11 protein-coding genes are annotated in these 12690 nt (G+C 52.2%); 10 read left to right on the forward strand and 1 reads right to left on the reverse strand.

Translation table 11 applies throughout. From position 1 onward, the window contains the following. The first annotated feature begins 10 nt into the window (after positions 1-10). From AC0YNX_RS21255 to AC0YNX_RS21290, 8 genes are all read left to right on the forward strand, one after another. A complete protein-coding gene (locus tag AC0YNX_RS21255) occupies positions 11-889 on the forward strand; it encodes a fumarylacetoacetate hydrolase family protein (RefSeq protein ID WP_475817715.1) in 879 nt (292 codons plus the stop codon). 100 nt (positions 890-989) lie between these two features. Further along, positions 990-1967 (forward strand): aldo/keto reductase, encoded by a 978-nt coding sequence (locus tag AC0YNX_RS21260; protein WP_475817716.1) that lies wholly within the window; start codon positions 990-992, stop codon positions 1965-1967. Positions 1968-2141: 174 nt separating this feature from the next. Next, positions 2142-3005 (forward strand): sugar phosphate isomerase/epimerase family protein, encoded by an 864-nt coding sequence (locus AC0YNX_RS21265; RefSeq protein ID WP_475817717.1) that lies wholly within the window; start codon positions 2142-2144, stop codon positions 3003-3005. Then, positions 3002-4126, forward strand: coding sequence for a Gfo/Idh/MocA family protein (locus tag AC0YNX_RS21270; protein ID WP_475817718.1), 1125 nt, complete (start codon positions 3002-3004; stop codon positions 4124-4126). The genes AC0YNX_RS21265 and AC0YNX_RS21270 overlap by 4 nt, the downstream gene beginning before the upstream one ends. After that, positions 4123-4935, forward strand: coding sequence for a sugar phosphate isomerase/epimerase family protein (locus AC0YNX_RS21275; protein ID WP_475817719.1), 813 nt, complete (start codon positions 4123-4125; stop codon positions 4933-4935). Before AC0YNX_RS21270 ends, AC0YNX_RS21275 begins: the two co-directional genes overlap by 4 nt. 214 nt (positions 4936-5149) lie before the next feature. Next, positions 5150-6049 (forward strand): DUF3895 domain-containing protein, encoded by a 900-nt coding sequence (locus tag AC0YNX_RS21280; RefSeq protein ID WP_475817720.1) that lies wholly within the window; start codon positions 5150-5152, stop codon positions 6047-6049. A gap of 36 nt (positions 6050-6085) precedes the next feature. Next, positions 6086-6991 (forward strand): phosphotransferase, encoded by a 906-nt coding sequence (locus AC0YNX_RS21285; RefSeq protein ID WP_475817721.1) that lies wholly within the window; start codon positions 6086-6088, stop codon positions 6989-6991. A 102-nt stretch (positions 6992-7093) separates the two neighbouring features. After that, entirely contained in the window at positions 7094-8653 is a 1560-nt protein-coding gene (locus AC0YNX_RS21290; RefSeq protein WP_475817974.1) for a sigma-70 family RNA polymerase sigma factor, read from the forward strand. 92 nt (positions 8654-8745) lie between these two features. On the opposite strand, the gene AC0YNX_RS21295 is transcribed toward AC0YNX_RS21290, so the two are convergent. After that, a complete protein-coding gene (locus tag AC0YNX_RS21295; RefSeq protein WP_475817722.1) occupies positions 8746-9636 on the reverse strand; it encodes a hypothetical protein in 891 nt (296 codons plus the stop codon). Positions 9637-9830: 194 nt separating this feature from the next. Between AC0YNX_RS21295 and AC0YNX_RS21300 the strand changes: the two genes are divergently transcribed. Next, on the forward strand, positions 9831-10925 hold the full coding sequence (locus AC0YNX_RS21300; RefSeq protein WP_475817723.1) for a YheC/YheD family endospore coat-associated protein: 1095 nt from the start codon (positions 9831-9833) through the stop codon (positions 10923-10925). Positions 10926-11092: 167 nt separating this feature from the next. Then, the gene (locus AC0YNX_RS21305) at positions 11093-12532 is read left to right on the forward strand and encodes a collagen-like protein (RefSeq protein ID WP_475817724.1); all 1440 of its coding nucleotides are present in this window, start codon (positions 11093-11095) and stop codon (positions 12530-12532) included. Positions 12533-12690: the final 158 nt, after the last annotated feature.

Consider the following 12690-nt stretch of genomic DNA (forward strand, 5'->3'; position numbering starts at 1 on the left):
AGAAGCGATTATGAAGCTGATCAATTTCATTGAAAATGGACAAAGCAAGCTAGGCGTCGTGACAGACGCTGGAGTCATCGATGTTGCTACCGCTGCTGCTCAATCGAGCACACAGGTGCCGCTCTCGATTCATGAAGCTATCGAAGGCGGAGCAGCTGCGCTTGACGCGCTTCAGACACTCGCAGCAAGCGCAGGTAGCGCGTCGCTTCGCAAGGAAGAAGAGCTGAAGCTCGGCGCCTGCGTGCCGGCTCCGAATAAGATTATCTGCGTTGGCCTCAACTACCGCAAGCATGCGGAAGAGACGAACTCGCCGATTCCGGCATATCCGATTCTGTTCAACAAGTTCAACAACACGTTGTGCGGCAACGGGGATGATGTAGCGCTGCCGAAGGTAAGCGTGAAGGTGGATTACGAGGCAGAGCTCGCTGTCGTTATCGGCAAGAAGGCAAAGTATGTGTCCAAGGAAGAAGCGCTCGACTACGTATTCGGCTATTGCAACGTCAATGACTTGTCCGCTCGCGATCTGCAGATGCGGACGCAGCAGTGGCTGCTCGGCAAGAGCTGCGACGGCTTCTCGCCGCTCGGTCCTTACCTCGTGAGCGCCGATGAAGTCGGCAATCCGAACGATCTGGCGATCCGTACAATCGTAAACGGCGAGGTGCGTCAGGACTCGAATACATCGGATATGATCTTCCGCGTGGACGAGATTGTCAGCTACATTTCGCAGCATATGACGCTTGTGCCCGGCGATGTCATCCTTACAGGTACGCCTGAAGGAGTCGTCATGGGCTATCCGCCGGAGAAACAAGTCTATCTTAAGGCTGGAGATGTTGTTACAATTGAGATTGAGAAGCTTGGCAAATTGACAAATCGCATGATCGCAGAATAGCAGCGCAGCAGCAAGGCCCGATTAGCATCCTCGTTCATACAGGAATGTTGTTCGGGCTCTTTTTTTTATCATTCTTTCTAACCATAAGGAGATGAGAGGCATGCGGTATGGCAACATCGTCGGCACATCATTGACACCAGCGGTAATCGGACTAGGGACGGCAGACTTCGGCACAGCACTGGATAAGGAAACTTCTTTTGCGCTGCTAGATCGTTATGTGGAGCTTGGCGGCAATTTGATTGACACGGCGCATGTGTATGGCGCTTGGGTGCCAGGAGGCGACGGAGCGAGCGAGACGATGATCGGCCACTGGCTGCAAGAGCGCGGCGCACGTGACCGCGTGCTGCTCTCTACCAAAGGCGCACATCCGCCGATGTCGGATTTCTCGCAGAAACGGCTTGATGCGGACTCCATTCGCAGCGATTTGTTCGAAAGCTTGGAGCGGCTGCAGACGGACTATATCGACCTCTATTGGGTGCACCGCGATGATCCGGAGCGTTCGGTGGAGTCGATTATGGACGCCTTGCATGAGCAGGTATCTTCGGGTCGTGTGCGATACATAGGCGCATCCAACTGGACGAGCGAACGGATCGACGCTGCGAACCGCTATGCACGGGAGAACGGTCTTACGCCTTTCATCGGCAGTCAGCCGCACTGGAATTTGGCGGCTCTGAATCCGGCGGTGCTACCAGGCGATCTTATCGATCTCGATGAGCGGGAACAGCATTGGTACGCTGACCGCAAGGATGTCGCCGTATTCGCCTATTCCTCGCAGGCGTCGGGCTTCTTCAGCGGCCGTTACGGCAGGGAGCTGAAGCCGGAGGGGGGGCGCGCGGGTTCGGTCATCCGCAATTATGCGAATGAGGAGAGCTACGCGAGGCTCGACAGGGCGCAGTCGCTTGCGGCTGAGCTTGGCGTGAGCGGATCGCAAGTTGCGCTGGCGTTTCTCACCTCGCAGCCTTTCCCAGTCGTTGCTCTAATCGGGGCGAATAAGCTGGCTTACTTGGAAGACAGCTGCAAGGCTGGCGATTTGGTACTGACGCCGGAGCAGCTTCGTTATCTTGAAATAGGACAATAGAAGATTGGTGAGTTAAACGCCGCAGCTTCTCCAGTAGGGGAGGCTGCGGCTTTTTGCTATGCTTTCAGGCTGGCTGTAGAAATGACGAATAGTGCTCGGGTTATGCGGTGTTGGGATGATTTTGCGAGGTGATACACTGTCGGTAAGAAGGAAGAGAAGGCGGAGGGTTGTTGCATGAGTAGATGGACTCAGATCGGAAAATGGGGCTTTGCCGGACCGTGGTACGGCGAACTGACGGCGCATACAGGCAATGTAATGATAGACCGGCTGGCGATGCTTCGACAGAATGGGTTCGAAGTGTTCTCTACCGGGCTTCATGACTTGATGAAGCTGCCGGTAGAGGAGCGACGCAGCTTGTTGGCGCAGCTTGACGAAACGGGGATGGAGCTGGCGGTCTACACGGGCTACCCGTATATTACGTTGGAAGCGGACGAGGTCGCAGCTCGCAATGAGCGGATTCTGGTGGAGCTCTCGGAGCTATGCGAAGTGAAGAAGCCTGCAATCGTGATGACGGAGGCGCATTACACGAGCCGGTTCGATAAGCGAATACCGCTGAGCGATGCATTGGAGCGGCTGTCTAATGCGCTGGCTCCGCTTGCGGCAGGCTGCAAGGAGCTCGGAACGAGGTTTGCCATTGAGAATCATGCTGACTTCTACTGCTCGGACCTCGTGACGGTATGCCGGAATACGCCGAATCTATGGTTGTTCCTTGACACGGGCAATACGTTTCTTATTGGCGAGAGACCGCTTGAGGCGTTTCAGGCGGCTGCGCCTTATGTAATCGGAACGCATTTCAAAGATCATCAGGTTCGTCCGGTGCTTCATGCGAATCCGTTGCATTTTGAAGTGGGGGGTTCTGTTCTTGGGGAGGGGGATGTGCCTTTGCAGGCTTGCTATGAGCTGCTCCTTGCGCATGCGCCTTTCCCGGATGAGCTCATTATGGAGATTGAGATGATTTGCCCTTCGGACATGTCGCCTGTTGCGGCGCTTGAGAAGTCGATTGCCTATATTCGTGCATTGGATGGTGATGGGGAATGAGTCGTGTGAGTCCGCTTCGCGCAGCCGTCGTTGGCTGCAATATGGGGAAGAATCAGGCGGCAGCGCTTGCTGTCTCGGAAGATTATAAGCTTGTGGCTGTATGTGATCTGAATGAGGAGACGGCGAAAAAGGTTGCTGCAGATTGTGCTGCTCTAGGCGTGCTCGAGAGGGATGCTGGTGTGAGCGTGTATACGGATTATGCGGCGATGCTGGCGGCAGTTCAGCCGGACGTTGTCATCATTGCGACGCCGAACGTGACGCATGCGCCATTCGTTCAGCTTGCAGTGAATGCGGGCGTGCGAGGCATCTACTGCGAGAAGCCAATGGCGACAAACCTTGGCGATGCGCGCCAGATGGTCCGCGTCTGCCGGGAGAGGGGAGCGGTTCTCGTTGTCGGGCATCAGCGCCGGATGAGCGCGGTGTATGGGAAGATGCGTGAGCTGATCGATGCCGGCACGATTGGCGATGTTCGGTCTATCCGCGCCTCCTGCGCAGGCGACCTGTTGTCGGACGGTTCGCATCTGGCGGATTCGATGCTCTACTTGCTGCATGAGCGGGAAGTGCGCTGGGCGCTTGGTCAGATATACCGCGAGGAGCCGGTTTCGCCGGAGGAGGCCGCTGCCAATCCGTATGCTTATACGGGCAGACGTTACGGTCATGCCGTGGAGAGCGGCGCGATTGCGATGTACGAGTTCGATGGCGGCGTACGAGGCGAGCTGCATTGCGGAGATATGCAGCCGCGTGGCGGCGGCTATCAGAGCTTCGAAATTGTCGGCACTACGGGCAGCATCTGGCGCCGCGGCGATGGCAGTCAGCCTCCGCTGCTGCTGTCGGATTCGACTGTGGAAGGCGGCTGGCGCGCGGTAGAGGTGGAGGCGGAGCAGAGCAGGGATGTTTTTGCTGGCGTATTCGGCGCGATGGCGGAGTCCATCTGGCATGGTACGCCGCATCCGCTCGATGGAGCGATTGCGCTGCGCGGACTTGAGATGCTGATTGCGGTGTTCGAGTCCTCGCGTCTGCGGGCGAAGATTGAATTTCCGGTCATGCAGGAGGCTTTCCCGCTGGACCTTATTATTGCAGAAGAGCAAGCGGTTGAGGCTAAGGAGGGCGGTGTGCGATGACGATTACGTGCTCTACTTCACTCCGCTGCGGGAGCTCTCTAGATGTAGCGCTCCGAACCGTTGCGGAGCTTGGTTTCCGCTCGGTTGATCTGCTCGCGATTGACGGCTGGGTCCATGTGAATCCGAGCGATCTCGTTGCCGATTGGGAAGGAACGGTGAGCCGGCTTGATGAGCGGCTGGCAGCATATGGGCTCGTTCCGCTGGCGCTTAACACCGGAACGGGACCGCAGCTGCATGACCGCTCGGACGCGGCGTGTGAGCGGCGGCGCGCCGAGATTGCCGCGCTGATTCGGCTCATGCAGCGATATGGCGTGCAGATTGCGGCAATTCAACCGCGCAACAATGACGCTTCGCGTCCATGGCCGGCTGTGCTGGCGGACTGCGTCGCCACACTCCGCGAGTATGACGCGGCTGCCCGCATTGCTGGTGTCGAGTTCGCGCTCGAGCTGCACATCAACAGCCCGTTCGAGACGCTGGAGCAAGCGCGGGCGTTGGTTGCGGCGATGCCGGAGGTGAAGCTCGTGTATGATCCGAGCCATTTTGTCATGCAGGGCATCGCTATTCAGGAGACGGAATGGCTGATGGAATATACCGTTCACGTCCACGTCCGCGATGCCGCGCGGGACCGCATGCAGACGCATCTAGGTGAGGGCGACGTCGACTTCGACTGGATGCTCGGCACGCTGGCTCGCCGCGGCTATCGCGGGCACTTCTCAATCGAGTATCTCGAGGATGGCGAGATGGACGTGCTTGCCGATGTAGTCGGGGTTCGCGAGGCGATATTGCGCTACTTCCCCGAGGGCGAGTAGTGGAGAGGGATATCTAATGAAGCTGCCAGAAGGTAGGTGGCTTCGGAGGATGTCCCTTTTTTTGGGAAATGGATCATTCAGAGGCAGCTAACTCTTCTTGTAAATATTGGACAATACTTTATATAATCTATAGGGACAGGCTACTTATTCTCTGCCTTGGGCGAGTGAGATGGTGCTTTGTCCTTTTTCTTTATTAGCTTCGGGAGGGATAAGCTTGATTCTAACAGTGGAACAACGTGATGAAATCTTAGCCACATTAAGTGTTGAACAGCAGCGATATCTCTCTGATCAAATGATTCGAGGCCGTCGAACGGCTTTCGCGAATGCGATGGCGAAAGAAAAAGGAGCGCATGTTCCAGCAGACGCCGATCCCGAGGAAGTTGAAGCTCTACTAGATGAATGGATCTATACCGGATACATCGACGCAGGAAGAATAAGCAGCGAACTGAAATGCGAATGCGGAAGATCCTTGCGATACCAGCATCATGTGCAGCACAAGAAAACCGGACAAATCATGAAATTCGGTATCGAGCATTTGAAAGAACACCTGGGTATAGATGCAAGTATCGTGGCCGCCATAATGAAAGGCTTCGACGCAGTTGATTATGAGCTGGATGAAGTTCTGCTGAAAATTCAAAGTAACTGGCAGATTGATCCGGATCTCATACAAGGGAATATCCGGTCCGACATTATGGCGCAGCTGTCGCTCGGCTTGCCGCTACTGGAGAAACAGATTCGTAGTCTCAAGCATCGAACTGTTCAGAAACAACGACCGGCTGCTGAACCTAGAGAATTGGTTATTCCGAAACCGGTTAACCAAGAAACCCATGATTTATTCTCTTGGGAAGATGATGCTGCAGCTGCAGCACAGATAGTTCCCGAATTCGAATTGCCATTTGAATTGCAGACACCGACACGAAAGCTCCTTGAAAGTGGTGTGAAGAGTGCTCGAGTCATTTGCGAGTTGCTGATTGAGAAACATCATGCGCCAGCAGCTAGGTACTACTTTACCAATAAGCCCAAAATCTTTGTGGCTGTTTGTACTTACATTGAAGGATTAGACGGAATACAGCTGCTTTCCTCAAACTCAGAAGATCGCTATTATACATTCTAAAAGAATGATTTTAATTGATTAGAGAGGGGAATATCCTTGAGCGAAGCTCATGTCCATTCCAAGCTTCAGCAACTCTTTCATGAACCTATCGAACAGATTACCTATCTCGATCCTGGTTATTCAGGGCATGCCAGCGATGTCTGGCTAGTTAAGACAGCTTCGGAGGAGCATGTCGTACGTTCGTCTAGAATGACTCAAGCACCGAGTCGTGAGTTTTGGTGGGGATGTTATGATCTGTTCGGGATCGATCCCAGACGAATGCGTCACTTCGAAGCAAATGCCACCATGCTAAGTTCCATTCCTGACATTCCGGTACCGCGAGTTCATGCGAATCAGGTTATCGAAGGACAGGAATATCTTGTAGTCGAGAAGATGAACGGCAAAGCTTTGCAGTTGTTTGTCGGGCAATCCGATGCTCTTCTGCAGCAGTTAGGTGTCTGGTTGGCCCGCGTACACCTGCAACGTTATGACTACTTCGGAAACCTCGCCTGCACTCAAATCGGGCAACAAGAATCCTTCCATACCCGTCTGTCCCAAACCATGCGACAGCTCGTCGAACGCGATTATGCGAATGATAGCCAGATAAAGGCGCAGCTTGATGAAGTGATACTTGAACTTGGAGTTCTGCCGGTGCCTGATCACTTCTGTCCAGTGTTTATTGATCTGGATCCTTCACAGTTCCTCATTGAAGACGGGATGCTGTCAGCGATCGTGGATGTTGAGGCGTATGCAGTGGGTCCCCGAGATTTTGATTTTGTTGGATTGGAGTATGTGTTGGACGAGAAATCGGCTGCTTCTTTCATCAAGGGGTATTCGACGATCTTAGATCCTCCCGATATATCGAAATACCGCAAAGTATACCGCTATTTCTACCGACTGTTAGGCGTGCAAGGGTCAGTCGATTTGGATCGGTGGTTTGCACAGCGGGCATTGTTCGTATAACTCAATAAAGTCTATTAATCCTTCAATGACCAAGTAACCTTTCATCCCAATCCCGGCACTTTGTATATAGAACTGCGCAAAGGAGGTGCAAGCGTGCTAGACGTGAGGAACTGGATCCAAGAGGCTCAGCTAGGCGATCATAACGCATGGAATCAGATTATCCGGCATTTCAACGAAATGGCATTCTCAACAGCCTATTCAAAGCTCGGAGATTGGTATCAGGCGGAGGATGCCGTTCAGGAAGCGTTCATGGAGGCCTTCGCCAATCTGAACAAGCTTCAAGAAACGGAGGCGTTCCCGGGCTGGTTCAAGGTCGTTGTTGAACGGCAATGTTATCGCCACATCCGTCGCAAGAAACATACAATCCTTCCGCTGGATGAAGCCATCGTCATGGACGATGAGGCGTTCAATGTGGAACTGATTGCGGAAAGAAGAGAGTGGCAGGAGAAGCTCCATCAAACGGTGGAGGGCTTGTCCAGCAACTTGAAACTTGCGGTGCAACTCTATTATTTTCAAGGTTATTCCATGAAAGAGATAGCCAGTTACTTGTCCGTTTCCCCATCCGTACTCAAGAAACGGCTGTTTGATGCCCGTAAGAAGCTGCGATCGTCGCTGCTTGTCGCCGACTTTGTATCCATGTTCAACGATATTTATGAAGGAGGAAGAACGATGCTTCATATCGTTAACGGAGACCATGTTGGTGATAAGCTGAGGGAAGGCAACATTCGCGGGGATATTCTAGTCTGGCGAGAAGTATATCCGGTAGGACCCTCCTTTCTTGACATGAATGGTCACGAAGAGAGAGCGTTCAGGGCAGCTTATTTGGAGAAAACCGGTATACCGCAGGACATCTATATATCGAACTGCGAGTCACAGCAGGAGATGTTGAATCATTTCCACAAGTACGATGAAGTCGTATTGTGGTTCGAGCACGATCTGTTCGACCAGCTCATGCTAAGCTATCTGCTGCATTGGTTCTCGGGGCAGGAGCTTGGCGATACGAAGCTGAATCTGCTCTGCATAGGCAATTACCCTGGGATTGAACGATTTAGAGGGCTTGGACAGCTTACAACGAAGCAGTTGGAGAAGCTATCGGGCACGTGGCACCAAATCGGACCAAATGAGCTCGAGACGGGCAAAAGAATTTGGGAGGCCTACGTTTCCTCAGATGTTGAACAGCATGTTGGCATTTTGCAAGAAGACACGTCGGCGCTTCCCTTCGCTCATGCTGCGCTTGAACTGCATGCCTCCAGGCTTCCGTCCGTTAAGAATGGTCTAGGCATTGTAGAGCAGATAACGTTGGAGCTTATCCGTTCTGGTATTACAGCTCCACGGGAGACTTTCAAGGAACTGGGGAACCGGTTAAATGAGCTCGGAATGGGTGATACGGAATTTTGGTACCGAATTCAGCAAATGTCGGAACAGCCGAACGCACTGATCGAGATACAAGGACCGCATTCCTTTGCTGATTATCAGACGAACACGGAACCGTCTTTTGACCAATGCGTGCTTGCATTAACCGAACTCGGAATGGAAGTAGCTGCGGGAGAGAAGGACTGGGTGAGGATCAATGGCATTGATGATTGGTACGGGGGGCTGCAGCTGCATGATGAGATAACGTGGCGCTGGGATTCGGATCAAGGACAGTTGATAACTCAATAAACACGAAGAAACGGCAGCCTGCAATGGCTGCCGTCTTTTCATTGAACGGGAGTTTAGTGGTATTGTTTATGATTTATTCAGAAAGGCGGCTATTAAGAAGGAGTGTAAGATAGGCTGGCGCTAAATGAAAGTTGGGTGATATCAGCTGCAGAGGGATCCGTCGACTCAAGCGTTCTTACACGAATCCCAATACGGTCACCTGCAGCAACTACTAACGATCCCACATTTATATTCGTTGCAGTTCGGAAAGTGCCTGCTGTAATGATATTGTTCGGAAATCCGAATCTTAGCGAGCCCGTTAGTGGAGTGGTCACGTAAGGCGAAGAACTATGATCAATCCCGTTGTTTGGAACTGATGGAGCGAGGAACACTGTGAAATCGTATTGAAGACCGAGGGTATTTATAGAAACTACGGAAGCAACCAGTAGATCTGCGCTTATTTGTAAATTTTGAACCGTACCTGCAAAGGGAATTGGGAAAGCAAAACCACCTGCTTCGGGAGGCATAGTCGATTCCCCGGAACCGTCAATAACTTCAACCGTGTGATTTCCAAAACCCATTAAAATGGGAGCAGCTGATACGACTGTAGCACCGCTAATAATGATCCCCGTTGAAAATGGAATTAATCCCCCAGGTCCTGCTGGTCCTGGTGGTCCTACTGCTCCCGCTGGTCCTGCAGCTCCTGCTGGTCCCGCAGGTCCCACAGGTCCCGCTGGTCCAGTTGCTCCTGCTAATCCAGCTGCTCCAAGTGCGCCTGCAAGTCCTGCAAGCCCAGCTGGTCCAGCCTCGCCAATTGCTCCGGCAAGTCCTGCTAATCCAGCTGGTCCAAGCGCTCCGGCAAGCCCGGCAGGTCCAGCTTCTCCGATTGCTCCAGCAAGTCCTTGAAGTAATTGGGCTCCTTCTGCTGGAAGCCCTGCTGGTCCTCGGGGCCCTCGAGGTCCTTCCGGTCCCGGAGGACCCGGAGGACATTTACTTCTACCCATAGATTCATCTCCTATTATTGAGGTGCTTCATCATATTCAAGCGGACGAAGATTACTGGCAATAAATGCCTAAAATAAATGAAAAATGGGTGGTGATTTCTGCCCGATTTTCCTTCCTACTATGTGATTGTCCCTTTCAAAATATCTACTCCCAGATTAGATTGTTATAGATTTGTAGACTAGGGAGTGGAGAGAGTGGAGAATCGGCCATTAGTAGGGATTTTAGTATCTAATAAAAGTGATAGAAAGAGTGTTTTGGAGCTTTATCAGCGTTATAACCGTCTGAACCTTCACCTCTTCGCCTTTACTCCATCAGATATTAATTGGGAGAATCAGCGTATTAACGGACTCAGCTTGAATAAGGGCGTATGGAAACAAAGCTCCTTCGCTTTTCCTCATGTCGTTTATAACCGGTCATATAACAAAAAAACAATTACGATTCAACGTCTTGAGAACGTAATTGGCCAGAACAAATGCTTCAATAAGATTAACTTTTTCAATAAATGGGATCTCTATAACCTGTTAAAACAGTCAGAGCTTAACCCGTATATTCCAGAAACTTTTCTTTATGACCAAGCGAATGTTTCAGAACTATTAGATAAATATCATGTCGTATATATTAAGCCTACTTATGGATTCAAGGGGAAGTCTGTATACCGGGTTGAACAAACGAATCAAGGGGATGTCAAGATATCTTTGTACTCTTTGGCTCCGAGGTATATTTGCAGACAAAATGAAAGCTATCAGGAAAAATTAAATGAACTTCTCGGTTCAGAGAACTATATGATTCAGCAAGGGGTATTTATCCAGAAGCTTAATCGCCGATATTTTGATATTCGCGTCCTTGTTCAAAAAGATAGTTTGGGAGAGTGGACGGTTTCCACACTCGCATGCAGAGTGGCTTATGAACGTTATTACAACACGAGTATGTGTGAATTCATCTATGATGCTGCAGAAGTTATTCCCTTAATATTCAGTCAGGATAAAACCAATGAGATTTTCCAATCTCTCCATGAGGTAAGCATTGCGGCTGCGCAAGTAGCAGAATCTCACATAGGTGCATTGGGAGAATTGAGCGTGGATTTCGCAATAGACGAACAAGGTAAGCTGTGGATAATTGAACTGAACGGAAAACCTCAAAAAAGCATATACAAAGACATGAAAACGTTAAAACATAAAAATCTAGTTTATAGCAGACCATTGGAATATGCTTACTATCTCTCCCGTTCTTCAGGTTTCACACACGATTCCGCAGAACCTGTGAGTGAAACCTCTATTCATATACGGTAAATAAGTTGAGGAGCCTGCAGCACGGCAGCTCCTTTGGTTTGTGGAGTAACGGGCGTGTGAGTCTAATATGTTCTCGAATTGCATCAAGTTTCGCCATTTGGAATAAACTTCAAAAAGAATTAGATCGTCATAAGGTGTTCAGCCTTAATAAAGGAGAGCATACACCTATGGGAAGATTTCGAGGCCACCCGGGGCCCCCGGGGCCACCTGGCCCGCAAGGTCCGAGAGGGCCGCAAGGTCCGGAGGGTCCGGAAGGTATCTGTCACCCGTGTCCAACGGGGGCTCAAGGCCCTCAAGGCGTAACTGGTGTAACGGGAGTCACAGGAGCCACTGGTGAAACCGGAGCTATTGGAGCCACGGGAGTCACTGGAGTTACAGGAGCCACGGGAGCCACGGGCGGAACAGGAACGACGGGAGTCAACGGAGCAACGGGAGCCACGGGCGGAACAGGAACGACGGGAGTCACAGGAGCAACGGGAGCCACGGGCGGAACAGGAACGACGGGAGTCACCGGAGCCACGGGAGCTACGGGAGCAACGGGCGGAACAGGAACGACGGGAGTCACAGGAGCAACGGGAGCCACGGGCGGAACAGGAACGACGGGAGTCACAGGAGCTACGGGAGCAACCGGCGGAACAGGAGCCACGGGAGTCACCGGAGCCACGGGAGCAACAGGAACGACGGGAGTCACCGGAGCCACAGGTGAAACCGGAGCCACTGGAGTCACTGGTGCAACGGGAGCCACGGGAGCCACCGGAGCCACGGGAGCAACAGGAACGACGGGAGTCACCGGAGCCACAGGTGAAACCGGAGCCACTGGAGTCACTGGTGCAACGGGAGTCACTGGTGCAACGGGAGCCACGGGAGCCACCGGAGCAACAGGAGCCACGGGAGAAACCGGAGCTACAGGAGCTACAGGAGCAACTGGAGCTACAGGAATGACGGGAGCCACGGGAGCCACGGGAGTCACAGGAGCCACAGGTGAAACCGGAGCCACTGGAGTCACCGGAGCCACAGGTGAAACCGGAGCCACTGGAGTCACTGGTGCAACGGGAGCCACGGGAGACACAGGAGCCACGGGAGCCACGGGAGACACAGGAGCCACGGGAGTCACCGGAGCAACGGGAGCCACGGGAGCCACCGGAGCAACAGGAGCCACGGGAGCTACAGGCGCAACCGGAAGTGTACTAGACTTTGCGGATTTTTTTGCATTGATGCCTCCGGATAATGCGGCAACGATAGCCCCGGGCACTGACGTCAGTTTTCCGCAAGATGGACCATCTAGTGGAGGGGGAATCGTCCGCACCGGTCCCAGTACATTTAACCTGTCTGCGATCGGGACTTATATGGTCTTGTTTCAGGTGAGTATTGACGAAGCGGGGCAACTGATTTTGACGCTAAATGGTGTTGATTTAGCTTATACGGTGGTTGGCCGTGCTACAGGCACTTCTCAAATCGTAGGAATGGCTCTTGTACAAACAACAGTCCCCAATTCAATTCTCACATTGCGAAATCCAACCGGCAATCCTGCTGCATTAACGATTACTCCTGTTGCAGGAGGAACAAGGCCTGTCTCCGCACATTTTGTTATAACGCGACTTGCATAATACAGGGTGAACTACATGATCGCAAATCTGCGATTTTGCGTTGATATAACTGGTGAGACGGACTGTGATGCAATCTCCCTCCCCCTGTAACCTTTTTCTCTCACTCCCCGTCTAGAGGGTGATCTTGGGTGAAATACTATTCCCAGACCACTCTAAAG

It is taken from the genome of Paenibacillus sp. J31R98 (assembly GCF_056269245.1).

What these genes read in the sequence shown, in the direction of transcription:
- AC0YNX_RS21255 (WP_475817715.1), top strand. Translation starts at nt 11, where the DNA reads ATGAAGCTGATCAATTTCATTGAAAATGGACAAAGCAAGCTAGGCGTC.
- AC0YNX_RS21260 (WP_475817716.1), top strand. Translation starts at nt 990, where the DNA reads ATGCGGTATGGCAACATCGTCGGCACATCATTGACACCAGCGGTAATC.
- AC0YNX_RS21265 (WP_475817717.1), top strand. Translation starts at nt 2,142, where the DNA reads ATGAGTAGATGGACTCAGATCGGAAAATGGGGCTTTGCCGGACCGTGG.
- AC0YNX_RS21270 (WP_475817718.1), top strand. Translation starts at nt 3,002, where the DNA reads ATGAGTCGTGTGAGTCCGCTTCGCGCAGCCGTCGTTGGCTGCAATATG.
- AC0YNX_RS21275 (WP_475817719.1), top strand. Translation starts at nt 4,123, where the DNA reads ATGACGATTACGTGCTCTACTTCACTCCGCTGCGGGAGCTCTCTAGAT.
- AC0YNX_RS21295 (WP_475817722.1), bottom strand. Translation starts at nt 9,636, where the DNA reads ATGGGTAGAAGTAAATGTCCTCCGGGTCCTCCGGGACCGGAAGGACCT.
- AC0YNX_RS21305 (WP_475817724.1), top strand. Translation starts at nt 11,093, where the DNA reads ATGGGAAGATTTCGAGGCCACCCGGGGCCCCCGGGGCCACCTGGCCCG.